Raw genomic sequence first — 24,986 nt, forward strand, 5'->3', positions numbered from 1 at the left:
GAGCAGGCAAGGGCGTTCACGGAGCAGCCTGCGCTGTACCCGAGACCGGATGGGTCGTGGCTTTGGCTGTCCCAGGTGCGGGGGGCCGTGCCCGGTGGAGGGTCGGCGCGGGGTCGGGACCGGATCTGGGGGTCCCATCCCGGTGCGGTGGCCGAGGCGCGGGCGTGGACCCGGTGGGTGTTGTGCGATTGGGATCTGACCTGGCTGGTCGACGAAGCGTGTTTCTGTGTCTCGGAGTTGGTGACCAACGCGGTTGTGCACGCCGAGTCGCGGGACGCGGATCCGGGGGTCACGGTGCGGTTCTGGTTCTGGCCCGAGGCGTTGGTGATCGAGGTCATCGACGAGGATCCGCGTCTGCCCGAGATGCCGGGGCGAGAGGTCCTCGACGCGTCGACGTTCGCCGTGGGGAATCTCTCGGACTGCCATCGTGGGCTGCTGACCGTGGGGGCACTGGCGGATCGGCTGGAGTGGCATCGGCATTCCCATGGCAAGTCCGTATGGTGCCGCTTCCTGCTCAACCCGGTCGCCAGGTCCCGCCGGGAGCACCCGGCCTGAGCCGGCGGAGATCACCACACCGGAGGTGGTCCCCGTCATCGACCCGGAGGGTTATTCGATCCCCTCCGGAAGTCCTGTCGTGCGGAGGCGTGTTACGCCCACGTCGTTCGGCACCGCGACAGGGGCACCCGGTCGGGGCCATACGCGACCCACCACCCGGTACGCGCGTGGGCCCGCAACACCGTGGCGGTGAAAGCGGGCCCACGCCTACGACCGGGTTCAGCGGCGGTCGTCCATCTCATCCTCGATGTCGTCGATGTCCTCGATGTCGTCGAAGCTCCGCCGGCCCTGCCGGCGTGCCTCGTCGGCACGCTGCCGCAGACGCTCCTGCTCGCTCTGACCTCGCAGCTTCGACTCGTCCTGCTTGCCCTGCATCTTCTGCTTCGACTCGTCCTGCTTGCCCTGCACCCTCTGCTTGGCCTGCCGGGTCTTCTCCTGCGTCTCGTCCTTGATACCCATGCTGGAACTCCGTTCCGGTGGGGGGTGGGTTCTTGGCCACCATGGCACGGAGGCGGACACGATGCTCTACGGTCCGTGGCAATCGAGTGACGTTACGCGCCCGGCTGGAGCGGCGTGCCGTGTGCTCGCGGCGTGCCCGATCGGGGTGTCGACCCGGGACCGGGGGCAACGCCGCACGCCCGGGGCGGGCGCCCCGGGCGGGTCCGCCCCGGTGCCATCGTCCGACGTCGACACGGCCGATGTCCGGCCAGGCGACAATCAAGCACCACACGAGCAATCGGCTCGATCGCCGCCGCCATGTTCCGCGCGGCCGGGGGTACCGCGGCGGGAGCGAGGCGTGGACACCGGTCGGGCAACGAACCCCGCGCGACCGATCCCACGGGCGAGGTATGGGCGAGGCGTCAGTAGATGCCCTCGAAGTGCACCTTCCACTTGCTGTTTCGGTAGGCGTTGCTTCCGCCGTAGACATTGTCCCTGTTTCCGGTCTCGCAGTAGAGGTAGAGCTCCTTGTCGTGGCTGTTGACTTCCAGTGAGATGCGGTCGTCCACCCTGATCACTCGCTTGCCACCGGCGGTGGCGTCCCCGGCTGAGAGCTTTCCGGTGACCTCGGCGCTGGCGGAGGTGAGATTGCCGGTGACCTCGGCGCTGCCGGCTTTCAGTCCCTTGAGCACCGTCGGCCCGTTCGCGGTGAGCGTCTGGTTTGCGGCGACGGTCAGCCCCTTGTTGGCCTGGACCAAACCGTTCGCGGTGAGCGTCTGGTCGGCAGCCACGGTCAGCCCCTTGTTGGCCTGGACCAAACCGTTCGCGGTGAGCGTCTGGTCGGCAGCCACGGTCAGCCCCTTGTTGGCCTGGATCGAGCCGTTCGCGGTGAGCGTCTGGTCGGCGGCGACGGTGACGGGGCCGTTCGCGGTCAGGGAGTTGTTGGCGGTGACGTTGCCGTTGGCCTGCAGCGCGTTGGTGACCGTCAGGGCGTCGAGGGTGGGGTTGCTGACGCAGACGGTGACGTGGTCCCAGCGGACCACGTGGCCGGAGGCGGGAGTGGGCGTGGCGGTCTTGAGGGCGAAGGCGGTGTCGCGGGTGAGGCCGGCGTCGATCGGCCAGCGGCTGCCGCCGGCGATCGCTTCGAGTTCGGCCTGGGAGGATCCGACGCGTTTGCCGTCGGCGTAGAGCTCGTGGTTGTCGCCGCGTTGGTGGTGCCATTCCAGGACGACGGGGGCGCCTGCGGCGATCTTCGTCGCGGGAGGTTGGCCCGTACCGGTGAGCGCGACCAGGGCGCGGCCGATGCCGGGGTGGGGGTCGGATCCGCTGCGGAAGGGGAACTTCGCGACGTCGAGCTTCATGGTGTTGGGGACTTCGGGGACGGAGCCTTCGGTGTCGGTGGCCCATTCCTCGATGTCGATCCGGGCGGTGCCGCTCTTGGTGCTGACCTTGATGCCGGAGAGGTGGATGTAGAGGCCGTCGACGTCGACCTCGCGGCCCGAGCGCGGGACCATCTCGAAGCGCGCTGTGGACGAGGCGGCCGCGGTGTCGTCCGCCGGGGTGAACACGGCGGTCTCGGCGGTGGGTACGGCGAGCAGGACGTCGGACTGGATGTCGAGGATGGTCCATTCCGCCTCGGGGCTGACGTAGGCGTCGATGCCCTCGCCGGTGACGGCCAGGTCGCGGGCGTAGGAGCCCACGGGCAGCACGATGGCGATCCTGGAGCACCGCACCGGCCGGTTGCCGGTGTTCGAGATGACGATGTCGATGTCGGCGAAGGCGTGTTCGTCCTCGGTGCCGGGGGTGATGTTCGGCGGGCTGGCGGTCAGCGGGTTGGGGGTCGTCGTCAGTGCGTAGGTGAGCTTGCATTCCTGTTCGGTGCGCACGGCGGTGGTCATCGGCGGCTTCCTTCGGTCTCGTCGGCGGACTCGGGACGCAGTTGCAGACGCCCGGTGCGCAGGGTCGGGGTGGCGCGGGGGTGTTCGGCCCGGTCGTCGGCGGCGTCGGTGGGGGTGGTGGTCCAGGTGTCGCCGTCGCGTTGGGCCCAGGTCCAGGTGCCGTGGCGGTCGGAGGGTCGGGGCACGGTGAGCGCGGTGACCTCGCCGGTGCGGGCTTGTTCGAGGGCGGCGGTGGCGGGGAGGGGACCGAGGCGGAAGGAGACCGGGAGGGCGGCAAGAGGTGGTTCGACGAGTCGGGTGGGGAGTTTGATCTCGGCGGTGGGCAGGATGTCGGCGGTGGCGTGCACGGTGCCGCGGGGGTCGGCGAGGAGGGTGAGGAACGCCGTTTCGCGATCGTCCGGGTCCGAACCGGGTGGCCTGGCGGGCAGGGTCAAGCCGGCGCCGGTGCCGATCGGTGCGAAGTAGGCGCGGCCCTCGTCGGGTAGTTCCTCGCAGTCGAGAACGGTGTGGAGCAGCCGGTAATCGGTGGCGCCACGCGCGCCGTGGAAGTAGCCGACGAGGCCGTCGGCGAGTTCGTTGCGCTCCCCCAGGCGGATCGGCCACCGGTAGTGGGGGTAGGACGGTGGTTCGGCCTCGCGCAGGTTCTCCCAGGAGGGGTCGGCCGGGGGCGGCCCGTCGAGGTCGAGTTGCAGCCTGACCCGGATCAGGGCGAGTGGGCGTCCCAGGAGCACGCTGGGGGTGGCCGGTGGCGGGGTGCCGCCGGTGGGCGCGGTCATCGACAGGGTCCGGTCGACGACCGTGAGCAGTGCGCGCATCGCGGCGGGGCCTCGTGCGGGGGCGCTCAGTTCGGTGAGGAAGGCGTGCAGGTGCGGGAAGTCGTCGCGCAGGTCGTCCTGGTCGGGGTAGCGGGAGTAGGGCAGCGCGTGCCAGGTCACCCGCGCGGTGCCGTCCGGAGGCAGGGTCGTGCGGAGTTCGCCCAGGGGGGCGCCGTCGGGTGCGTAGCAGTGCAGGGCCTGGTCGAGGTGGGCGGGGACGAGCCAGGCCCCGACGGCGGTGGCGTCCGGGTCGGGAGTGCGGGTGAGGGGGGTGTGGTCGTCGAGGGCGTCGAGGAGGGTGAAGCCGGCGCGGGCGGGTTGGAGCAGACGTGGGGTGAGTTGCGTGAAGCGGTACCAGGTCGGCGGGTGGATGGTGTGCAGGCCGTCCTCGGGGCGGTCCGGGTTCTTGGGGGTGGGGGTGAGTTCCTCGGGGAGTTCGGGGGCGAATCGGCGGGCGGGGGTGCCGGGGGCGATGACGTCGCCGGGTTCGTCGTCGTCGAAGTCCAGGGCGCGCGGGTCCGGGTGGATCGCGGGGAGGGCGTGGCCGAAGCGGTCGATGACGGCGAGGCGTTCGAACGCGAACTGCCCCGCCCGCAGGGGCTGGTGGAGGGACGGGTTCCAGCCCTCGAACGGGTGGGGGCGGTGGCCGGGGTTGGGGGGCAGGACGCGACCGGCGGCTTCGGCGAGCGCGGTGCGCAGGTCCGGGTCGAGCAGGTGGTGGGGGTTGATCACGGCGGGCGTGTGGCCGCGGGCGGTGAGTTGCTCGGTGAAGCCGACCATCTGTTGGGAGAACAGGTCGCCGTCGTCGGCCTGGCGGGCGAGGGCGCGCAGGGCGCCCGCGGCCGGGCCGGGGTGGGTGCGGGCGTACTGGCGCAGCGCGGCGGCGTCGGTGCGCCCGGGTGTGGGGGTCAGGAACTGTCGGCCGCGCAGGGTCAGGGGCACGGGGTGGGCGCCGGTGCCCCGCCAGTGGTAGCGGTCGCCGTCGAAGTCCCAGTTCGCCCGGTCGGGTTCCGTGCCGTCGGGGTCGCCGTGCCATTGGATGGGGAAGTAGTCGACCTTCCACTCGAAGAACAGCGGCGACCACGGTTGACGCCACTGCCGGGTGTACGCGCCGGGGGTGCCGACGGCGTTGGCGTGCGGGTCGCGCATGGCGTCGGCGAGGGCCTGGACCTGACCCGGGTAGCCGGTGACGGCCGCGAGCCGGGGGGCGTTGGAGGAGGCGAGGTGGAAGAGCTCGCGCAGCAGGGTTGCCAGCGCGCCGGAGATGCCGTCGGGGGCGGGCAGGTTGGGTGGTTTCGGCGTCTGCGCCTCGGTCGCGGACACCGGTCGGGCGGCGACGGTGACGCCGGTGATCAGGCGGTCGGGCCAGCGGCAGGCGAGCGGCGGGTTCTCGTCCTCCTCGTCTTCGTCCCGGGTGCCGGGCACGGTGTAGGGGTCGGTGCCGTCGAGGAGGGTGGGTGGTGTGGGCTTGTCCTTGGTGCCGCGGATGACGACGACGGGGTCGTTGGGGAGTTGGAAGTCGGACAGGACGGCGCGTTTGAGGACGACCTCGGCCGGGGGCAGGTCGTGGTCGGTCTGGTACTTGCGGATCGCGGCGTCAAGGGCTTGCGGAGTGTCGCCCCACGGAACGTCGGCACGTGCGGTGGTGACCGCGTCGCGGCGGGCGACGGCTTCCCGGGTGGCTTCGCGGACCAGTTCGTTGAGGTCTTCGCGGTAGGCGCCGTCGGGTTCTCCGGGGGCGTCGGGGACCTTGGGCAGGTTTGCGGCCCACCACAGGTCGTACAGCCGGCGCTGGGCGGCGGCGAGGTCGCGCATCGCGGTGTCGTGGACGGCTTGGTCGGTGTTGAGGCGGGCCAGGGCCGCGGTGTGTGCGGCGCGGGTCGCCCGGGGGCGTCGGGGCGTGGTGCGGGGTGCGGGGGCGCCGTCGCCTTGCGGTGCGGCCTCTTCCAGGACCCAGCCGTAGCCCGCGGGGGTGGGGGTGAACCAGGAGGTGTGCAGGGCGCGTTCGGCCGAGAACTCGCCGTCGGCCTCGTCGAGGAGGTCGAGCACACCGGCGTGCAGCGCGGTGAGCAGCGCGGCCACCTCCGGCGGCTCCCCCGCCCGGTGGGCCGCGTGTTCGCGCAGGGCGCCGGTGGCGTGCGCGGTGGTGTTGCCGAGGGCGACGGTCACGTAGTCGGGGCGGTCGGACGCCGGCATCCCGCCCACGCGCTGCCAACGCACGTCCAGGACGGTGCCGTGGCACAGGGTGCGGGCGGCCGAGACGGGCGCGGTGCCGCTCGCCACCCAGTTCAGGGCCGCCATCCGGGCCCCGAGGTCTCCGGCCAAGGGGTCGCTGGTGGGGTCGCTGTACCAGCCGGCGACGAGGTAGTTCAGGCGCCATTCCAGCGTCGGGTCGAGGTCGGTGAGGCGGTCGTGGATGGAGAACACGTCGGTGTTGTAGGGCTGGTACGCGGCGAACGTCGCCAGGCCGGGGCCCACCGCGGTGAGGAACATGCCGCCGGCCGGGGTCCCCGGCTCGGTCCAGGCACCGGTGGCCAGGTCGACGCGACGCCCGATGCGGGTGAGGCTGCCGTCGTGGGGGTGGAGGTAGGGGCTGGCGCCGTGTTCGGGGTCGAGGTGGTCGCTCTCGACGATCCAGCCACTCTCCGTGCGCGCTCCGGAGGCGGTGGCGACGGCCTGGCGGACGACCAGCCACCGGTTGGGCACCGTGGGGAACTCCGGTCCGGCTTCTCCCTCGTCTGCCTTCCCGGTGTCGCGCTCGGGGCCGGGGTCGGGGCTCTCGTCGATTCCGGCGGTGAGCGCGTCGGGGAGTTGCCAGTGCAGGTAGACGCCCTCACGGTCGGGGTCGGCGTTGAAGCCCAGGTCGGTGTTCGAGAACGGCGGGGGTTCCGGGGACAGGTGGAGTCGGGTCAGCGCGTAGTTCGCCTGCCAGCGCTGGAACACCTCGGCTTGGCGCACCCGTTCGTTGACCATCAGCGCCTCCACCCGCATGGGCACGACCAGCGGCTGCTCTTCGGCTGCGGCGATGGCGGGGTTGGCGGCGGGGGTTCGGGGGTCGGTCACGGTGTGTCCCTGCCCGTCGTCGAGGTGGGCCGCGCTGGGTCGGCGGTGCGGCTGATGAGCTGGCGGCGTGGGGTGTTGACGAGTTGCACGGCCAGGCCCGCCGGTCCGAAGGCGGCGGCCGAGGGCTGCCCGAGCGCGGCCAACCGGGCTCCGAGCGCGCGCAGGAGTCCCGCCGGGTCCGCGGGGCGCAGGTCCAGGATCGCCGGGCTGCCCGAGGGGTCGGGCCGTAGGTACGCGTCGAGCCCCGTCGGCCCGGTGGGGGCTGGAAACGCCTCCCCGCGGATTTCTTGGGCGACGGGGGCGTCCAGGCGTCGCAGGCCGATGACCGGGATGCCGCCGGGGGCGGTGTCGATGCCGAAGGACAGGCCCTCGGGGGGTTCGGCGAGTTCGATCTCGTCGGGGACGTCGGCGAACAGGACGAGCAGGACGTCGGAGGCGAGCGTGTCCTGGCGCAGTACCCGGATCGGCGTACGGGTCTGTTCGTGGCCGCGGTAGGGCCGCACGAGAAGTCCGGGGCATTCGTGGACGAGGGCGGAGCGGATCAGGACGCCGGCGCGGGGCGGGTCGACGTTGCCGCCGTAGGCCCAGGGGGCGGCCATGTGGGTGATGTCGGTGTCGTTGTCGCCGGTGATGGCGATGCCCGCCGCCCCCGCGGCCAGGGCGGTCGGCCAGCCGGCGTCGACGTGGAACAGGCGCAACGACTCGGCGGGCAACATGCGTTCGTCGGGGACCAGATCGGCGAACGGCACGCCGCGCAGCAGCCGCAGGTGGTCCAGCCAGGCGACGATCGGTGCACCCTCGAGCGCGAGGAGCTCGGCGAGCGCGGTGCGCAACGCGGCGGGCGGGTCCACGAGCAGGTTCGCCCCGCGGGCGGCTCTCCCCTGCCCCCGCCGCCCGGCGACCGCGCCCCGGCGCCGTGGCTGGGGAGGTGGGGCGTTGCGGGCGTCGACGGGGTGGGTGGTCGCGCGGAGTACCCGGGCGGCGGAGCCGTCCGCGACGAGCGTCTCCAGCAGTGTGCCGAAGGGGCGGTGGCCGAGCGCGCGGGCCTGCCGGGCCGCGAACGCGGCCGTTCCGACCTCGGTCTGGGGGTCGGAGTCGGGGGCTGCTTCGGCTCGGGGTTGGGGGGTCGCGTCGGTGCCGGTGGCCGCTGGGGCCTCGGTGGCGGTGTGGTCCGGTGTGGGCGTCCGGGCGGCGTCCAGGCCGGGGGCGGCGAGGCGTTGGGCCATGGCGGCGGCGCGGGCGCGGGCCTTGGCGTGCCAGGCGGTGAGCATGGCGGAGAAGTCCGCGTCGGCCAGCGCCAGTGCGCGGCCCAGTGTCCAGGCGGCGGCGCGGCTGGTGTCGAAGACGCCCCAGGCCTGTTCGTAGGCCAGGAGTCGGGCGGCGCTGGTCCATCCCCCCTCGGGGGTGGGAGGCAGGGGTTGGGCGGGTTCGGCGGTGAACGGGCCCCGGTACCAGGCGTAGGTGTCCTCGCCGGTCTCCACCCGGTAGGGCAGGGGAAGGTGCCCGGAGGCCAGGCGGGAGTGGGCTGCGGTGTGGGCGGCGGGGTCGACGCCGGGTGGGGGTGTGGGTGGGGCTTGGGGCAGGCGCAGCAGGAGGTCGCGTTCGTTGTCGTTGTCGTTCTCGTCGCGGAGGAAGTTGCGGACGCGTCCGGGGAAGCCGCCGGCCTTGTCGGGGATGCTGGTGAACGCCCAGCTGTGGAGTGCGGCGAGGCGGATGCGCACGTGGGCGGTGAGGGTGCCGGCGTCGGCGTCGGCCAGGATCGAGCGGCAGCCTTCGAGGGAGACCAGGTGGGCGCTGTATCGGGTCTCGGTGGTCCGGTCGGGCAGGCGGGAGGCGACGACGACGGCGAACTCGCCCTCGGCGAGTTGTTCGGCGCGCAGGCCCGGGTCGGGGCGGACGTCGCGCACGTGCAGGAGGTGGCGCAGTTCGTCGGTGCGCGGGACGACGGTCTGGAAGATGTCACCGGGGATGTCGATCGTGGCGCAGGGCGCGTCCGGGTCGCCTTCGATCTGCTGGTGGCCGATGCCGGGCCGGCGGATGCCGGGGGCGTCGGTGAGGAGTTGCCGGGCGGTCATGGTGACGGTCGCGGCGTCCGCCCCGGGGTCGTCGGGCAACTCGCCCTGGGCGAACAGCAGCAGGGCCGGCCACGGCGCGGTGGGCTCGGCGCGGTCGGTCTCGGCGAGGTGGCGCCTCCACGGCAGGAGCGGGTCGGTGAGGGTGACGTGGGCCAGGGTGGTGGTGAAGTCCGCGGCGGCGTGCGGCGCGGGGTTGACCGCGTGGACCAGTTCCGGGTCGAGGGCGAACTGCGGGGCGCGGACCTCGAAGTCCTCGTGGACGGGGTCCAGGTAGGTGCCGGTGTCCAGGTCGGTGACGGTCTGGGTGGCGGTGATGCGGAACTTGCCCGCGGGTACGGCGGGTTCGCGGTTGTCCTGGAACCGCAGGACGAAGCCGGGATCCGCGAGCGGTGCGCGATCGTCGAGCTGGTCCGTCATCGGGCGGTCCCTTCCGGGGCGGTTGCCGTGTACGCGGTCCGCGTGGACGCGCCGGCCGTGAACAGGGTGAACAGCGCGGCGGAGGCGACCGTGCCCGCGGGCAGGATCCACCGGTCCACGACGTGCGGGCCCGCGTCGCCGAGCTCGACGACGGCGATGGTCGCGTCGGCGCACACGAGGTACGCCCGGGCGGCGTCGGCGGAGAAGGCGATCGCCAGCGGGGCCGCGTCCAGGGTGAGCGTGCCGAGCGGGGTGGCGCCGTCGACGACGGACACGGCCGCGGCGTGCGGGACCCAACGGCGGTTGCGCGGGTCCAGGGCGAGGGCGACAGGCGCGGCGTCCAGGGTGACGTCGGAGACCAGGCGTGTGCCGGCGGGACTGCCTCCTTGAACGGCGAAGGTCGCCAGATGGTGCCCGGTGCCGTCGGTGAACGTGCGGGCCAGGACGGCCTGGTTGTCGGTGTCGACGAGCATGGCCTTCGCGGTCCCCTTCTTCGGGAAGCGGTAGGGCTCGTAGTACTTCGACGCGGGCGGACGCGGCCGGACCTGGACGACGCCGTTGGCGCCCTGTTCGGAGCCGTATACGAACAGCACGTCCTGTCCCGGGACCGCCGACACCCGCAGGGGCGCCGAGGGCTCCGAAACGGCGCCGATGTACGTGCCGGTCTCGGTGTCGAACACGGCGGTCTTGCCGGTGTTCGTCTCGACGGCGTACAGGTGCCCGGACTCGGCGTCCACGGCCAGAGCGTCGATCCTTTGCACACCTGAGTCGTATGCGTCGGTGGCGACCGGTTCACGAGCGCCGGTGAGGTCGATGGACACGGCGGCGGTGGACTGCGCCACCGGCGCGGCGGCGATCAGGCGTGTCCCGTCACGCCTGAGAGCCAAGACCTGGGCACGCGCACCGAGGTCGACGGTCAGCCGCAGGCCGAGGCGCAGGGTGGCGTTGTCGAGGACGTCGAGCCGACCCGCCGAGGTGCCCGCGATGTACAGGCGGGCGCCGTCGGGTGTGGTGGCGGTGAGGTAGGGGCCCGGTGCGAGGCCGCCGGCGCGTCCCAGGAGGGTGCCGGTGTCGGGATCGACGGCGAGCACCGAGGCGGTGGTGTCGTCCAGGACGAGCAGGGCCGACTCCGGCGGGGGTGGTGCGATGTCGTGGGTGAGCAGGAGCGGGTCGGCGTCCAGGCCCACGGTCCCGGCCTGTTCGGCGTATCCGCCCAGGGTGCCGTTGGGGAGATCGTCGTCCCCCAGGAGGCCTGTGAGCGCCGCGTGCAGGCGGGTGCGGGCCGCGGAGGAGGACAGGGTGGCGAGGTGGTCGGCGACCGCGGCGACGCCCGCGCCGGGCGGTGCCGGGACGCGGACCGGGGGGCCGGTGGGCGGGTCGGCGGGGTCGAGGGGGTTCGGGGCGTCGGGGTGGAGCGTCTCCCAGGTGAGGTCGCTCTCGGCGATCGGGCCCAGGTCCTGCCCGTTGACCCGGTGCGGGGGCACGCTCACGCGCAGGCCGGTGATGTGGGTGAGCATGGCCTCGTGGCCGGGCTTGAGCGCGTCCTCGGGCTTGACGGCCGGGTCGCCCCACACCGAGAACGGCACCCGCCCGTACTGCGGTTCGACGATCCACCGGTCCAGGCCGGGAACCTCGCCCCACGGCCCTTGCCGGACGGGCTCCCCGGGAGGCAGGTAGGTGACGCTCACATGCAGGAGGCCGTCCAGGCCGGTCTTGCCCATCGGGCGGATGTCGACACCCTTGTCGCCCACGTCCTCGCGGGTGTCGAAGCGGACGCGCCTTGTGGGCACGACGGTCGCGACCGCGAAGGAGAACGCGGCGGGATCCACCAGCCACAACTCCTCCCCCGCCTCCACCCGCGCGGCCCGCAGCACCGGGTCGGCGTCGGCGTCGGCCGTCAGCCCGCTCGACGCCGTCACCGTCAACGGGACCTGCTCCGGCAGGAGTTGCGCGGCGAACTGTTGCCAGGTCAGCGGGAGTGGGCTCGCGAGTTGTGCGCCGAAGCGCACGGTGACGGTGATGAACACGAACTTCGCGCGGACCGTGCCGCCGGTCGGCGGCCCCCACAGATCCAGCGACGCGCCCAACTCGCCGCGCAGCGTGAACAACAGCTTGACCTTGACGCCCACGCTGACCGAGATCCCCGCGCGGAAACTCAACGGGGCCCACTGGACGAGGATGTCGGCCTTCGCCGTCAACCAAGCCTCCACGTTCCCCGACCGGTACCGCACGTCCAGCATCCCGCCCGCCATCACCGCGTTCGGGGTGAGCGCGAAGTAGGACCCGCCGGTGATGCTCACCGCGCCCAGCGACCAGGAGAACCCCAACCGCGGCACCACCGGGAAATGCCCGGGCACCTGGTAGTGGGGGTGGTAGCCGCCGACGGTGACCACGAAATCCCCCGCGTACGCGCTGCGGCCGGACCACAGGTAGAACGCGAACCCGCCGGTGAGCACACACGCGGGATCGATCACGAAGGAGTCGACGAGCTGCGCGGTGACGGCGAGTTCACCCCGCTTGGACTGGTACACCACCCGCAGGTCCACGCCGATGCGGGCATAGGCGGTGCCGGTATGGGGGAAACTCGCGTTCGCCCGGCCGATCAACGCCAGGGTGAGGTCGTTCCCGGCCTCCAGGAGCAGCAGCACGCGGGTGCGGACGAACTCGAACGAGGTGAAGTCCAGACCCCCTGCCAGCCAGATCTGACCCTGGGTCGGTTTCACCCACGGGTTCTCGCCTCCGGTGAGCCGCGCCAGAACCTGCAGCGGGTCCGACGGGAAGTCCTCGTCGTCCAAGGCCGCCACCAGCGGGAAGGACCCGATCTCGTGCTGCTCCGGCACGCGCACGCTCGACTGGTAGCCGAAACCGAGGGCGAACCCGGTCACGTGGAAGGGCGGCGGCCCCCCGAACGGGACCGACGCCCGCCCGAACACGAACAACGACACCGCCCCGGTCCGTGACTTCTGGTAGGCACCGATCGCCAACACGCTCAGTTTGGGGGCCAGTTCCACCGTCAGCGAGCCTTGGACCAGCACCGGCCACTCGGGCGGGTCCGGGCGACTGACGAGAGCGCCCGCGACGTGCAGCGGCGGGCGTTCGAAACCCACGCCCAAGCCGTCCAGACGGGTCTGGACCGGGAACGCGTCCACGCCGTCCGCGACTTGGGTGCCGGTCAGGTTGATGCCCAGGCCCAGACCCGCCACGCCGATCGTCAATCCCGCGGCGGACAGCGAAGCGTCCACCATGAGCCACATCGTGCCCTTGGTGTAGGCCACACCGATCCTCGCCACGTGCAACGGCCCGAAGGAGCGACCCACGTCCAACCAGGCGCTCACACCGGAGCCGCCCGCGACCGCGGGTATCGCGAGCGGACCGGACGCGGGACCCGTCGGCGGGCCCAGGGGCAAGACCAGGGTGGTGGCGGAACCGCCCGGGAGAGTGTGGTCCAGGGCGAGCATCCCGCCGCGGCCCAGCCCACCGCCCGGGTTGCCCGGGGACGCCGGAAGGCCGGGAAAGGTCGGCAGATCGGCCGCCGAGACCACCGCGTTGAGTCGATCGAGCACGGGCTTCGACAGCGCGGCCGAGGTCAAAACGCCGCGCAACGCCACCAGGCGCAGATCCGCCGCCGGCGGGAGCGCTCCGTCCAGCAGCGGCAGGTCGCCCAGTCCGGCGTCCACCGCGGTGTGGACCTGCAGACACCACACCAAAGCCGCGGTCTGCTCCGGCCGCACGGCGGCCCCTACCACGGTCACCGTCGCCAACCGGGCCCCGATCAGCGGCCCGGTCCTCGAGTCGTGGACCAGCGTCACCTCCCGCAGCTCCGGCCGCAGCGCCGGGGGAAGGAGTTCGTCGAGTTCCCGGGCGCCGGCCCAGCCCAGGGCCTCACCCAACACGGACAGGGTCAGGCCCTGATCGTCGCTTGCCCAGGTGCCCCGCAACGCCCACGCGTTCTGCGCGCCGGTCGTTCGGGTCACCTCCCCCTCGAACCAGATCCTGGACTCGTCCTCGCCCGTGCCGATTTTGAACCCGGCCTCGGCCGTCAGGGAGAACTCGCTCTCGGCGCCGGCGCCGGTGCCCGTGGTGACGCGGCGCAGATACAGCAGCAAGTCCGTCTCCAGGCTTGCGAAGGTCGTCGCCGCCGAGACGGAGAACGCCCACTCCGCCACGCCGGGGCCGGACAGGACGTCCAGGGTGAGGTTGCGCACCGCGAGTTCCCGCAGACCCTCGGGGACGTCGACGTCACCCCACTCCGCGGCGACCCAGTCGAGGACGTCCCCCATGGCGACGGCCGACAGGCTGCCGTGCAGGCGACGATGACCGTCCGCCTCGTACCAGACCGTCAGCACCAACTCGCTGTCGCCGATGATGATCGACCCCGGTACCTCGGCGCCCGGCGTCGGCGCGTCCGTTGCCGCGGCGGCCCTGGGGAACGAGGTGAGGGCGAACCTGTTGGCCTTCTTCTTCCAATCCGTGGCCTTGAGGTCCCAGGGCTGGACCGTCTGCGCATCGGCGATCATGAGGATGTACTTCTCCGCGAAGCTCTTTCCCTCGGACCGCAGGTTGATCGGATCCGAGAGATACCTCCTCAGGTCCTTGTGGGCCGCCACCCGTGCCTTGAATCGCGCCTCGCCGATGACGGGGCCGCAGTACTCCTCGAAGCCCTCGCGCGGGTCGTCGTAGCGCCACGACGAGCCGTTGGGGCCGATGAAGAGGTTCGCCGGGAGGTACGTGAACAGGGCCATGAGGTCGTCGTGTCCGTCCGGGGACGACCTGCTCGCGTCGTGTCGGTACGCGGATCCGGTGAGCTTGTCCACGTACTCCTTGAAATCGACGTGCGGCACCTTCAGGTCCGGATACCGATCGCGGTTGTCCGAAAGCGCACGGGCCATCTTCAGCAGGGCGCGCCTCAAGTGCACGCCGTCGCCCGAGGGTTCGTTGTAGTCGTTCTCGACGACCGCGTTCCAGAAACGGACCAACTCGGCGAACGGAACGACGTGGTGCCGCGAGAGGGTGACCGCGCCGGTACCGTTCATCGGCTTGTTCAGGTCGTTGGGATCACGGGTCACCAGTTCCTTCGCGAAAGGCTCCTGGCGGCTGTTCGTGGTGGTGAGCTTCACTGGTTCCGTCACGGGACTTCCCTCCGACGACAACAGCCGGCCCGCGCCCCACCCTCACGCACGACACGGACGGCCACTCGCCCACGCATCGCGCGACACCACCCGACCGGCTCGCGCCCGCACGGGATCCCCGCCACCGAAACGACGAAGCCACGCGATCCTGACACGCCACCAACCAGCCCGGAAGCCATCGACCGAAAGTGACCGGAACTCTACGGACCGTGTCCGAAATGCCGTCGACGCTCGGCACACCGCCCTCGGACGGCACGCGGCAGGACCGAACGCCGCGAACAGGCCGCCTCGGGAACGACCCACAGAACACGTCCGGTTGCGGCGAAGACCCCTCCACCGCACATGCGAGCACCGATCCGCCCAGGTCAGCTCACCGCGCGACCGACCCGAGGAGTACACCGGGTGTCCGGGCGGCCATTGTCACCTTCGACGCTTCGGCCGCCGCCGATGCGACCGGACCCTAGGTTGCCCACCATGGACACCGCACCTCGCAGCGCCCCACCCCCACGGACACCCGTCACCCACCTGGAGATCGAGCCGAACATCCTGTACTTCGGCACCCCGGTGGCACTCCTGTCGACGGAGAACCGGGACGGCTCGTTCAACCTCGCCCCGATGTCCTCCGCATGGGCGCTCGGGCGCACCGTCGTACTGGGACTGGGCCGCGAGGGGCAGACCGCGCACAACCTCGGCAGCCGACCCGACGTGGTGATCAACCTGCCGGCCCCGGCCCAGTGGCCGGCGGTGGAGCGGCTGGCGTCACTGACGGGACGCGATCCGGTGCCCCAAACCAAGGCCGAAGGCTTCCGCTTCGAGCCGGACAAGTTCGGCGCGGCCTGCCTGACCGCCGAACCGTCCCACCTGATCCGTCCGCCTCGCGTCGCCGAATGCCCGATCCAACTGGAGGCCCGCGCCGAGCGGGTACAGCCGGACGCCTCCGGCGAATTCGTCATCGTCGAGGCCGTCGTACACAAGGTCCACGCCGACTCCCGCATCGTCGTTCCCGGCACCGACCACATCGACCCCGCCGCCTGGAGCCCTCTGGTCTACAACTTCCGCCACTACTTCGGGCTCGGCCCGGAACTCGGCCACACCTACCGCAGCCAAACACCCCGCACCCCCAAGGACCCCGCCGCAGAACAGGCACTCGCCGACGCCGCGCGCCACTGATCGCGGGTGGTCGACCCGTAGCCGGCCGACGGCGGGGGCGTCGAGGCGCTGCCCTCCGCCGCCCGGTTTCAGGGCGCTGAAACCCTCGTGAATCCACGCTGAATGCGTCCTGCCGCAACCTCTGCGGCATGACGACAACGACATCACGATCTCCCGCCATCGCGGCCGAGGGGCTGCGCAAGGCCTACGGGGGCAGGACGGTCCTCGACGGCATCGACCTGGCCGTGCCGACCGGCACCGTCTTCTCCCTGCTCGGCCCGAACGGCGCCGGCAAGACCACCACCGTCAAGATCCTCTCCACCCTCGTCACCGCCGACGCCGGCGACCTGCGGGTCGGCGGCCACGACCCGGCCGTCGACCCGCAGGCGGTGCGGGCCGCGATCGGCGTCACCGGGCAGTTCTCCGCCGTCGACGGGCTGATCACCGGCGAGGAGAACATGCTCCTCATGGCCGACCTGCACCACCTACCCCGTCCCGAAGGCCGCCGCGGCACCGCCGAGTTGTTGGAGCGCTTCGACCTCACCGAGGCCGCGAGGAAGCCCGCCTCCACCTACTCCGGCGGCATGAGACGCCGCCTCGACCTCGCCATGACGCTGGTCGGCAACCCGCGGATCATCTTCCTCGACGAGCCCACCACCGGCCTGGACCCGCGCAGCCGCCACAACATGTGGGGCATCATCCGCGAACTCGTCTCCGACGGCGTCACCGTCTTCCTCACCACCCAGTACCTGGACGAGGCCGACGAACTCGCCGACCGCATCGCCGTCCTCCACGACGGCAGGATCGCCGCCGAGGGCACCGCCGAGGAACTCAAGCGCATGATCCCCGGCGGACACGTGCGACTGCGCTTCGCCGACCCCGTCGCGTACGAGCGCGCCGCCGCCGCCCTGCACGGCGTCGCGTGCGACGACGAGTCGTTGTCCCTGCAGATCCCCAGCGACGGCAGCCAACGCGAACTGCGCTCCATCCTCGACCGGCTGGACGCGGACGACATCGAGGCGGACGAACTCACCGTGCACACCCCCGACCTCGACGACGTCTTCTTCGCCCTCACCGGCGGCACCGACCACCCGAGCCGGCCGAACCGGCCCACGGAGGCGGCCCGATGAGCTCCTTGACCCTCGCCGTACGCGACTCGAACACGATGCTGCGCCGCAACCTCCTGCACACCCGGCGCTACCCCTCCCTCACCCTCAACATCCTGCTGACGCCGATCGTCCTGCTGCTGCTCTTCGTCTACGTCTTCGGCGACGTGATGAGCGCGGGCATCGGTGGCGGCGGCGCCGACCGCTCCGGCTACATCGCCTATCTCGTCCCGGGCATCCTGTTGACGACCATCGGCGCGACCCCGACCGGGGCCGCGATCTCCGTGTCCATGGACATGACCGAGGGCATCATCGCCCGCTTCCGCACGATGGCGATCCACCGAGGGGCGGTACTCGTCGGGCACGTCCTCGCAAGCGTGCTGCAGGCGGTCGTCAGCGTCGTCCTCGTCGGCGCCGTCGCCGTCGCCATCGGCTTCCGGTCCACCGACGCCACCGCCCTGGAATGGCTCGCGGCGTTCGGCCTGCTCGTGCTGGTCGCCGTGGCGCTCACCTGGATCGCCGTCGGCATCGGCCTGGCCGGCCCCAACCCCGAGGCGGCCGGCAACAACGCGCTGCCGCTGATCATCCTCCCGCTCATCTCCAGCGCCTTCGTGCCCATCGACGCGATGCCGGGCTGGTTCCAACCGATCGCCGAGTACCAGCCGTTCACCCCCGCCATCGAAACCCTGCGCGGCCTGCTGCTCGGCACCGAGATCGGCGACAACGGGTGGATCACCCTCATCTGGTGCCTGGGCCTGGCCGCCCTCGGGTGCCACTGGTCGAACGCGCTGTATCGCCGCGACCCGAAATGAGCGTGCGGGCCGCCTCCCGCAACTCGTCCCGCCCCAGGGCGGCGTACTCCGACACCGCCTCGGAGTACGCCGCCCTGTCGGCGTCCTCGGCCGCCCGCCGGGCCCGGTCCGCCGACATCGTCGGCGCGAACTCGCGCAGCACCCGCAGCCGTTCGGCCAGGGCGATCATCCGCACGGCGCGGGCGTCGCCGGCCGCGAGCCCCGTCACGCCGAGCGCGTGCAACACCGTCCCGAACACCGGGAGTTCCGCCGGCGTGCGGGACGGGCCAAAAAGCAGCGTCCCCAGCCGCTGCCGCAGCCGAGCGGCCACCTCCGCGACGGGTTCGAGACGGCCGGCGTGCGCGTGCGCGGTCACCGCCGCCGCCTGGATCTGCAGCGCCCACGGGTCGAGCCAGGGGTCGCCGCCATGCGTCGCCTCGGCCTCGGACATCCGCTCCACGGCGCCGCGCCACAGGCCGAGCCCGGTCTCCGTCAGTCCGCGGGCGAGCGCGATCTCGGCGCGCCCGCCGAGATCGGGGCTGTAGAAGGCGTCGTGCCGTGGCGTGTCGTCGCCCTGGGCCTGCCCCAGCCAGTACTCGGCCTCGTCGAAGTTGCCGCGCTGCAGGCAGGCGAGGGCGAGGGCGGAGCGGATGCCGATGTAGTCGTGTGCGTCGCCGAGCCGCGGCAGCACCTCGAGCGCCGCCTTGAGATGCCTGTACGCGGCCTCGCCCTGTCCGGTCTTCAAGCACAGCTCGCTCAGCCGGGAATGACCCATGAGCCGCAGGGACGGGTTGTCGACCGGAGCCAGTGCGGCGGTCATCCGGCGGGCGGAGGCGAGCGCGCCGTCGATGTCGTGCTCGTGCTCCCAGACATAGGTGGCGACACACTCGGCGATGCCGGCGACCAGCGGCTGCTCGTGTCCGCAGAGCCTGTGCAGAACGTCGTAGTCGGGAGGCAGCATCTCGGGAATCGCGCTGAGCACCGCCGCGATGGCGCGCAGCAGCGTGTCCGGCGGGGCCGGGGGCAGTCGCCGCAGGGTGACGAGCCGGCGCGTGACGTCGGCGTGCGGACCGTAGTCCATGAACCGGCTCGCCATGCACAACACCGCTGCGGCGCGGGCGACTTCGACGTAACGGGGCTCAGGGCGATAGTGCGACAGCAGCGGACCGGTGTCCGTGCCGAGGGCGGTGAGGCGGGGGTGGTTGGAGTCGGTGAACCACAGGGCGGCGAGGACGGCGGTGAGGGCGGCGGTGGTGGGACCGTCCGCACGAGCCAGGGCGTGCCGCAGCGCCGCCACGAGGTTGTCCTGCTCGGCTCTGATCCGCTCCCAGGCGGTCCGCGGTTCCGAGCCGAAAACCCAGTCGTGGTAGGTGACCCCGAAGTCCCGTGCCCAGGCGAGGAATCGACCGACGGCCTCCTCGTCCTCGCCCGCCTCCGCACGCCGGGCCGCGCTGAACTCCCTTACGGTCTCCAGCATCCGGAACCGCACGCCGGCCGGGGTGTCGGTGCGAGTCAGGAGCGACTGATCGCTCGACTGCTCGAGGAGGAACAGCGCGTCGGCGCCGAGGAGGTGCTCCGCCGCTTCGGCCAGGAAGCCGCCCGGGAAGACGGACAGCGTGCGCAGCGCCGCCCTGGCGTCCCGGGCGAGCAGGTTCCAGCTCCACTCCACGACCGCGTGCAGGGTGCGGTGGCGCTCCGGCACGTCCCGTGCCCCGCCGCGAAGGAGTGCGAATCGGTCGCCGAGGCGGCGGGCGATCTCCGGAACCGACAACACTCGCACCCGCGCCGCGGCCAACTCCACCGCCAGTGGCAGCCCGTCGAGGTGGCGGCACAGCCCGGCCACCGTGTCCGGCGGCAGCTCCACGCCGGGCCGGGCGGCCCGGGCCCGCTGTGTGAACAATTCGATGGAGGTGTCGAGACCGAGCTCCGGCAGCGCGTACAGCACTTCCGAGGTGAGGTCCAGTGGGGACCGGCTGGTGGAGAGCACCCGCAGGTCTTTCGTGGACGAGACCAGGATCCGTACGAGGTCGGCGGCGCCGTCGACGACCTGCTCGCAGTTGTCCAGGACCAGCAGGGCGGGCCCGGTGCCGAGCACACCGAGAATGCCGGACACCGGGTCGGCCGGGACGTGGCCGCTCAGGGCGCCCGGCCGCCCCTCGCCCGCGCCGAGCGCGAAGGCCACCTCCGCGGCCACGTCCTCGTCCGCCGTGACGCCGGCGAGCGGTACGAAGTACACCGCGCGTTGCTCGGCCCGGCGGCTGACGGCGTGCACGAGCCGGGTCTTGCCGAGGCCACCGGGGCCGACGACGGTGACGGCGCGGGAGACGCGCAGCAGCCGCTCCACCGCCGCGATGTCCGCGTCCCGTCCCAGCAGCCGGTTCGGCTCGTGCGGCACGCCGCGCCTGACCACGGGCGGCTCGGCGCGCAGCAACTCCCGCTGTACGGCTTGGAGTCCGCCGCCCGGATCCGAACCGAGTTCCTCGCGCAGCTCGCGGCGGTACGCCTCGTACCGCGTCAGCGCGGCGGACGGGCCCGCCGTCGCCGCCTCGCCGCGCAGCAGCTCGGCGAGCACCTCCTCGTCGCGTGGACGCTCCGCGGCGGCCGCGGCCAGCGGTCCGACCGCCTCCGCGTGCCGCCCCAGTCGGGCGAGCGCGAGCGCCCGCGCGCGTACGAGCGTGCCGCGCACGGGCGCGCGCTCGGTGCGCAGCGCGGCTACCGGGTCGTCGGTGGCGCCGCCCCCGTCGGGGGTGCCCTCCCACAACGCGAGCCCGGCCTCGGCCGCCGCCAGCGACCCCGCGTGGTCCCCGGCCCTGGCCCGGTCCGCGCTCGCGGCCGCGTGCAGCAGCAGGGCCGAGCTGTCGACCCGATCCTCGGCGAGGGCGAGCCGGTATCCGGTCGGCGTGCTTACCAGGACGCCGGCGCCCACCTGCGCCCGCGCCCTGGACACCAGAACCTGCAGCGCCTTTGCCGGCCGCTGCGGCAACTCCTCCGGCCACAGCCCCGCCACCAGACGCTCGGTGCTGCACCCCGTACGCAGATCGCCCGCGAGCAGCGCGAGGAGAGCACGGAGCCGGGGCGCGGTGACCTCCCGTCCGCGATAGGCGACACGCGGCAACAGTGTCAGGTCGGTGGTCACCCGTGCAGGTTAGCCAAGGCCGGCCGCCGGAACTCCCGGTGCGGAGCACACTCCCGTCCGCGGAGGCTCACGCCCCACCACCTCCCGTCCGATACATCATTCGGCCGGCGGACCGAACGCGTCCATGTACGCGGCGAGGGCCGCCGAGGGGTTCAGGGTGCGGGCGCGGGCGACGTTGTCGGCCTCGTCCCCGGGAACCTCGACGGTGGCCACGATGGACAGACGCCGCTCGCCGTCGCCGAACAGCCCTTCCGCGTCGAGGCGGGCCATCGCCGTGACCATCGCGCGCAACCGCAGGTCGAACTCGGCGTCCCCATCGTCGTCGGGGAGTTCGAAGACCTGCGGTCGGGCGTCGAAGACACTTCGGATCGGGGCGAGGTGCCGCTCCCCGTAGCTGCAGAACGGCGAATCCGCGTAGGACCACCGCAGTTCCTCGGCCTTGGCCGCCGAGTCGCCCGCCGCGGCGGCCAGCGCCTGGGTCGACCAGGCGGACAGCGACGGGCCGAAGGCCTCGCCCGGCGTGACCAGCGCACAGTAGTAGAAGTCGTGCTCCGGGTATTCCCGGAACAGGTCCGAGATGGCGGCGCGGGCGGCCCGGTACACGGCTTCGCTGAGATCTGCTTCGGTTGGCGTCACGTCGACTCCCTGTGTGCGTTCGTACGGATCACGGCGGGCCCCGCCCACACGGATTCGCGGCAGGCCCCGCCCAGGCTGTCCCGGGCGGTGGCGCGGGCGGCCGGCGTGCGGGTGGAACGTACCCCGTCGTGGTCGATGCGGCCACGGCCGGGAGCGTTCGCACGGTGCTCCCGTTCGCGTCGGCACCCCTCCGGCGGTCGCGGCCGGCGTGGTCGCACGCGATCGGCGCCGGGTCACCGGATACCCGACCCGACCCGGGCACGGCCGGTTCTCCCGTCGCGGCCGACGCGTCGACGCCGACGTGTACATCGATATCCCGCCGTGTCCGACCGATCACCCTGTGCCTTCGATGTCGACTCCGGATCGCCCCCGGCAGCGCGGCGATCATGGAGTTTCGCCCCGGGAGGGCCGGGCAGCCGAGAGGAATGAGAATGCTGCGCTTGCCGGGGACCTACCGTCCCCAGGCGGACACCAGGCTGTTGGCGTCGGCGTTCATCGAGCAGGACCTGCACCGGTCCGATCGTGTTCTGGACGTCGGCACCGGCACGGGCGCCGTGGCGCTCGCGGCCGCGTCCGCGGCGTCCGGAACGTGTCGGGTCACCGCGATCGACGTCTCCCGCCAAGCCGTCTGGACGGCCCGCCTGAACAGCGCCTGGCGTCGGCGCCGGGTCAGCGTACTGCGCGGAGACCTCCTGGAACCCGTGGCGGGCCAAACGTTCGACGTCATCCTCGCGAACCCGCCGTACGTGCCCTCCCCCGAAGAGGACGCCCCCGTCCGAGGGCGCGCCCGCGCGTGGGACGCCGGCACGGACGGCCGGCTGGTCCTGGATCGCCTCTGCGCCCAGGTCCCGCGCTACCTGAACCCCGGCGGGACGCTGCTGGTGGTGCATTCGGCCCTGTGCGGGGTGGGGACGACGCTGGGTCTGCTCGAGGCGGTCGGCCTGCGTTCGCGCGTGGTCGCGCGAAGCCTCGAGCCGTTCGGTCCCGTCCTGTCCGCGCGCGCCGCATTCCTGGAAGAACGCGGTCTGGGGAAACCCGGCTGCCGAGAAGAGGAATTGGTGGTCATCCGTGGCGATTCCCAGTCGTGAGACCCGCCGCGTCGAGGTGGTCGACGGCGGTCCGATGCTGATCGAGGGGCCGGTGGAGGTACTCCTGGCCGACGGAAGCACGGCATCCTCCGACCGGCGGATCGTGGCGCTGTGCGCGTGCCACCGCACCCGCCGACCGCCGTGGTGCGACACCAGCCACCGACCCCACCGGCGCCCCGGCGAACCGCAGGCCGCGGCTTCCACAGCCCGGAAGCAGCCATGACCGAACCGGAACCGCCCACCCCCCGCGGCCCCCTGTCACGCACAATCGTCGCGGCGCTGCGCAGCCCGGCCGGAACCGGTATGCCGACCCCCGAGGCCGAGGTCGATGCGGATCCCTTCGGCGAGGACCTCCAACTCGCGTTGTACGCGTGCTACGAACTGCACTACCGCTCGTTCGCGGGAGTGGACGCCCGGTGGGAGTGGGATCCCGATCTGCTGCGCCTGCGGGGTCGACTCGAAGGGGCGTTCCTGCGCGCCCTGCGCGAGCACGTCGGGGCCACCGACGCCGGTGTGGACGAGGCGCTCGCGCCGTTGCTGGTCGAGCCGTTGGACCGCGGCGGCGTCAGCCACCATCTGCTCGACCGCGGCAACGTGGAACAGTTTCGCGAGTACGTCGTCCACCGCTCGCTCTACCACCTCAAGGAGGCCGACCCCCAGGCGTGGCTCATCCCACGCCTGACCGGGCGGGCCAAGGCGGGCGTGATCACGGTCGAGTTCGACGAATACGGCGGCGGCCGCGCCGAGCGTATGCACGCGCGGTTGTTCGCCGACCTCATGCGCGGTCTGGGGCTGGACGCCACGTACGGCTTCTATCTCGACCGGGTGCCCGCGCCCATGCTCGCGGTGGTCAACCTGATGTCCCTGCTCGGACTGCACCGAGGACACCGGGCGATGGCGGTGGGCCAGTTCGCCGCCATCGAGATCGGCTCGCCGCCCGCCGCGGCCCGTCTGGCCGCCGCGCTGCGCCGGCTGAACGTCGCGGACCCCGCCTGCGCCTTCTTCTACACCGAACACGTGGAGGCGGACGCCGTCCACGAACAGCTCATGCGACGCGAGGTCGTGGCGGCGCTGCTGGAACACGAACCCGGCCTCGAAAGCGACCTCGTGTTCGGAATCCGGGCGACCGCTCTCGTGGAGGACCGTCTCGCCGCACACCTGCTCGCCGCGTGGAAGGAGGGCCGAAGCTCGCTGCGTTCCCGCGAGGCCGACGGTTTCGCGTCGGGAGCCGCTCCCCGGCCCGGGGCGGACACCCGGTGATCGCCGACCATCGCGACCCGGGCGGGCTCCTGATCCTGGCCAACTTCGTGTCGCCCCTGGCCGTCGACCTCCGCGAGACGTCGATCCTGCGGCGATGGTCGGAGCAGGCGTCCCGCAAGATCTGGCTCACCAGACCGGGTGACCTCCTGGTCGTTCCGATGCCGCTCTCCGATGCCTTTCGGCGCTACGCCCTGCGCATGCTCGCGATGCCCGAGGACTCCGTCACGGTGGTCACGGTGCCGGACACCGCACATGCACCGATGGCCGAGGCCATCGCCATCCACGGCCTGTTGGAGCCGCTGCGCGCACTCGTGCGCGAACGCCCCGGTGCGCGCCTGCTCCCGACCGCCCTCGACGAGGCGTCGGTCGCCCTCGCCGCGGACCTCGGCATCCCCGTCGCCCCGTACGGAGCGGGTCACCCCTCACGCCGAGTCGTGCGAACGGTGGCGGACCTGAACACCAAGTCCGGTTTCCGCTCCCTCGCCGACCGACTGGGTATGCGCCTGCCCTCCGGTCGGGTGTGTACAGGCGCCGACCTCCCCCGGGCCATCGACGAAATGTTGTCCGTGTGGGAGCGCGTGGTCGTCAAAACCGACCGCTCCGCCGGCGGCCACGGCCTCTCCTTCCTGACCCGGGGAGAACCGCGGACCATGGCGCCCGTCGCCCCCGACAGCCGATGGGTCGTGGAGCGGTACGTCGAGCACACCCGCGCCGTCAGTGCCCAGGGCCACGTCGCGCGCGAGCGGGCGACGGCGCTGTACGACGGCGAGATGCGCATGTGCGGGGGCTCGTTCGTCGGCTACCGTTCGCCGCTGAACGACCTCCCCGAGGCGCCCCGCGCGGAACTCGCCGACTGGACCATCGCCCTGGGACGTCACCTCGGAGCCGAGGGATACCTGGGCCCCTACAGTCTGGACGCGGTATGCGCCGGAGACGGCGGCCTCCACGTCCTGGAATGCAACGTCCGGCGCACCGCGACCACCACCACCCATGCCCTGGTGACCCGGCTCGTGGGCGACGGCCCCGCACCCGTCTGGTCCATGGGCACGTTTCGAGCCGGTCGGGCCATGGCGTTCGACACGGTGAGGGAATGCCTGATCGAGGCCGGCTTGGACTTTCGTCCGGGTGGCCGGGAAGGCGTGATCCTCTACACGGACCGCCCCGCGGACGGCGTCGGATGGCGATACGTAGCCCTTGCGACCGATCTCCCGCGACTCGACGAACTGGAGGCCCGTCTCACCACCGCCTTCGCGCACGACGGCGTCGAAGGACCGGGGGACGATGGGCTCAGGCGGTGATCAGTTCGGCGCGGAGTTTGTCGAGGATGCGGGAGATCAGCCGGGAGATGTGCATCTGGGACAGGCCCAGGCGTTCGCCGATCTCGGCCTGGGTCATCTCCTGGCCGAAGCGCATGGACACGATGTCGCGTT

16 protein-coding genes are annotated in these 24,986 nt (G+C 72.2%); 8 read left to right on the plus strand and 8 right to left on the minus strand.

Annotation, left to right across the window (positions count from 1 at the left end; all coding sequences use genetic code 11):
* The first annotated feature begins 147 nt into the window (after nucleotides 1-147).
* Nucleotides 148-555 carry an ATP-binding protein gene (locus ACWCPW_RS45560; RefSeq protein ID WP_449767523.1) on the plus strand — a complete coding sequence of 136 codons (408 nt, stop codon included), beginning with the start codon at nucleotides 148-150 and terminating at the stop codon, nucleotides 553-555.
* Between the two features lie 219 nt (nucleotides 556-774).
* Here the strand turns inward: ACWCPW_RS45560 and ACWCPW_RS45565 are convergent, their stop codons facing one another.
* From ACWCPW_RS45565 to ACWCPW_RS45585, 5 genes are all read right to left on the minus strand, one after another.
* Nucleotides 775-1,014 carry a hypothetical protein gene (locus ACWCPW_RS45565; protein WP_449767524.1) on the minus strand — a complete coding sequence of 80 codons (240 nt, stop codon included), beginning with the start codon at nucleotides 1,012-1,014 and terminating at the stop codon, nucleotides 775-777.
* Between the two features lie 401 nt (nucleotides 1,015-1,415).
* On the minus strand, nucleotides 1,416-2,891 hold the full coding sequence (locus tag ACWCPW_RS45570; protein ID WP_449767525.1) for a hypothetical protein: 1,476 nt from the start codon (nucleotides 2,889-2,891) through the stop codon (nucleotides 1,416-1,418).
* A complete protein-coding gene (locus ACWCPW_RS45575) occupies nucleotides 2,888-6,769 on the minus strand; it encodes a hypothetical protein (protein WP_449767526.1) in 3,882 nt (1,293 codons plus the stop codon). Before ACWCPW_RS45575 ends, ACWCPW_RS45570 begins: the two co-directional genes overlap by 4 nt.
* A complete protein-coding gene (locus tag ACWCPW_RS45580; protein ID WP_449767527.1) occupies nucleotides 6,766-9,261 on the minus strand; it encodes a hypothetical protein in 2,496 nt (831 codons plus the stop codon). Before ACWCPW_RS45580 ends, ACWCPW_RS45575 begins: the two co-directional genes overlap by 4 nt.
* Nucleotides 9,258-14,390 carry a DUF6603 domain-containing protein gene (locus ACWCPW_RS45585; protein ID WP_449767528.1) on the minus strand — a complete coding sequence of 1,711 codons (5,133 nt, stop codon included), beginning with the start codon at nucleotides 14,388-14,390 and terminating at the stop codon, nucleotides 9,258-9,260. The genes ACWCPW_RS45580 and ACWCPW_RS45585 overlap by 4 nt, the downstream gene beginning before the upstream one ends.
* A 474-nt stretch (nucleotides 14,391-14,864) precedes the next feature.
* Here ACWCPW_RS45585 and ACWCPW_RS45590 point away from each other — a divergent pair, with 474 nt between their 5' ends.
* The 3 genes from ACWCPW_RS45590 (at nucleotide 14,865) to ACWCPW_RS45600 (ending at nucleotide 17,457) form a co-directional block, all read left to right on the plus strand.
* Entirely contained in the window at nucleotides 14,865-15,560 is a 696-nt protein-coding gene (locus ACWCPW_RS45590) for a flavin reductase family protein (RefSeq protein ID WP_449767529.1), read from the plus strand.
* A 128-nt stretch (nucleotides 15,561-15,688) separates the two neighbouring features.
* A complete protein-coding gene (locus ACWCPW_RS45595) occupies nucleotides 15,689-16,669 on the plus strand; it encodes an ATP-binding cassette domain-containing protein (protein WP_449767530.1) in 981 nt (326 codons plus the stop codon).
* Nucleotides 16,666-17,457 carry an ABC transporter permease gene (locus tag ACWCPW_RS45600; protein ID WP_449767531.1) on the plus strand — a complete coding sequence of 264 codons (792 nt, stop codon included), beginning with the start codon at nucleotides 16,666-16,668 and terminating at the stop codon, nucleotides 17,455-17,457. The genes ACWCPW_RS45595 and ACWCPW_RS45600 overlap by 4 nt, the downstream gene beginning before the upstream one ends.
* On the opposite strand, the gene ACWCPW_RS45605 is transcribed toward ACWCPW_RS45600, so the two are convergent.
* Together ACWCPW_RS45605 and ACWCPW_RS45610 are read right to left on the minus strand one after the other, a co-directional pair.
* The gene (locus ACWCPW_RS45605; RefSeq protein ID WP_449767532.1) at nucleotides 17,384-20,572 is read right to left on the minus strand and encodes an ATP-binding protein; all 3,189 of its coding nucleotides are present in this window, start codon (nucleotides 20,570-20,572) and stop codon (nucleotides 17,384-17,386) included. The genes ACWCPW_RS45600 and ACWCPW_RS45605 overlap by 74 nt on opposite strands.
* Nucleotides 20,573-20,668: 96 nt before the next feature.
* Nucleotides 20,669-21,208 (minus strand): DUF4303 domain-containing protein, encoded by a 540-nt coding sequence (locus tag ACWCPW_RS45610; RefSeq protein ID WP_449767533.1) that lies wholly within the window; start codon nucleotides 21,206-21,208, stop codon nucleotides 20,669-20,671.
* Nucleotides 21,209-21,594: 386 nt separating this feature from the next.
* On the opposite strand from ACWCPW_RS45610, the gene ACWCPW_RS45615 reads away from it, so the two are divergent.
* The 4 genes from ACWCPW_RS45615 to ACWCPW_RS45630 are packed head-to-tail and all read left to right on the plus strand — an operon-like array spanning nucleotide 21,595 to nucleotide 24,854.
* A complete protein-coding gene (locus tag ACWCPW_RS45615; RefSeq protein WP_449767534.1) occupies nucleotides 21,595-22,296 on the plus strand; it encodes a HemK2/MTQ2 family protein methyltransferase in 702 nt (233 codons plus the stop codon).
* Nucleotides 22,297-22,330: 34 nt separating this feature from the next.
* Entirely contained in the window at nucleotides 22,331-22,519 is a 189-nt protein-coding gene (locus ACWCPW_RS45620; protein ID WP_449767537.1) for a CDGSH iron-sulfur domain-containing protein, read from the plus strand.
* On the plus strand, nucleotides 22,516-23,556 hold the full coding sequence (locus ACWCPW_RS45625; RefSeq protein WP_449767535.1) for an iron-containing redox enzyme family protein: 1,041 nt from the start codon (nucleotides 22,516-22,518) through the stop codon (nucleotides 23,554-23,556). Before ACWCPW_RS45620 ends, ACWCPW_RS45625 begins: the two co-directional genes overlap by 4 nt.
* On the plus strand, nucleotides 23,553-24,854 hold the full coding sequence (locus tag ACWCPW_RS45630) for a preATP grasp domain-containing protein (protein WP_449767536.1): 1,302 nt from the start codon (nucleotides 23,553-23,555) through the stop codon (nucleotides 24,852-24,854). The genes ACWCPW_RS45625 and ACWCPW_RS45630 overlap by 4 nt, the downstream gene beginning before the upstream one ends.
* Here the strand turns inward: ACWCPW_RS45630 and ACWCPW_RS45635 are convergent.
* Nucleotides 24,844-24,986: sigma-70 family RNA polymerase sigma factor (locus ACWCPW_RS45635; protein WP_449767538.1), on the minus strand; the 143-nt coding region annotated here is incomplete at its 5' end. The genes ACWCPW_RS45630 and ACWCPW_RS45635 overlap by 11 nt on opposite strands.

This window comes from Embleya sp. NPDC001921, from assembly GCF_053594475.1.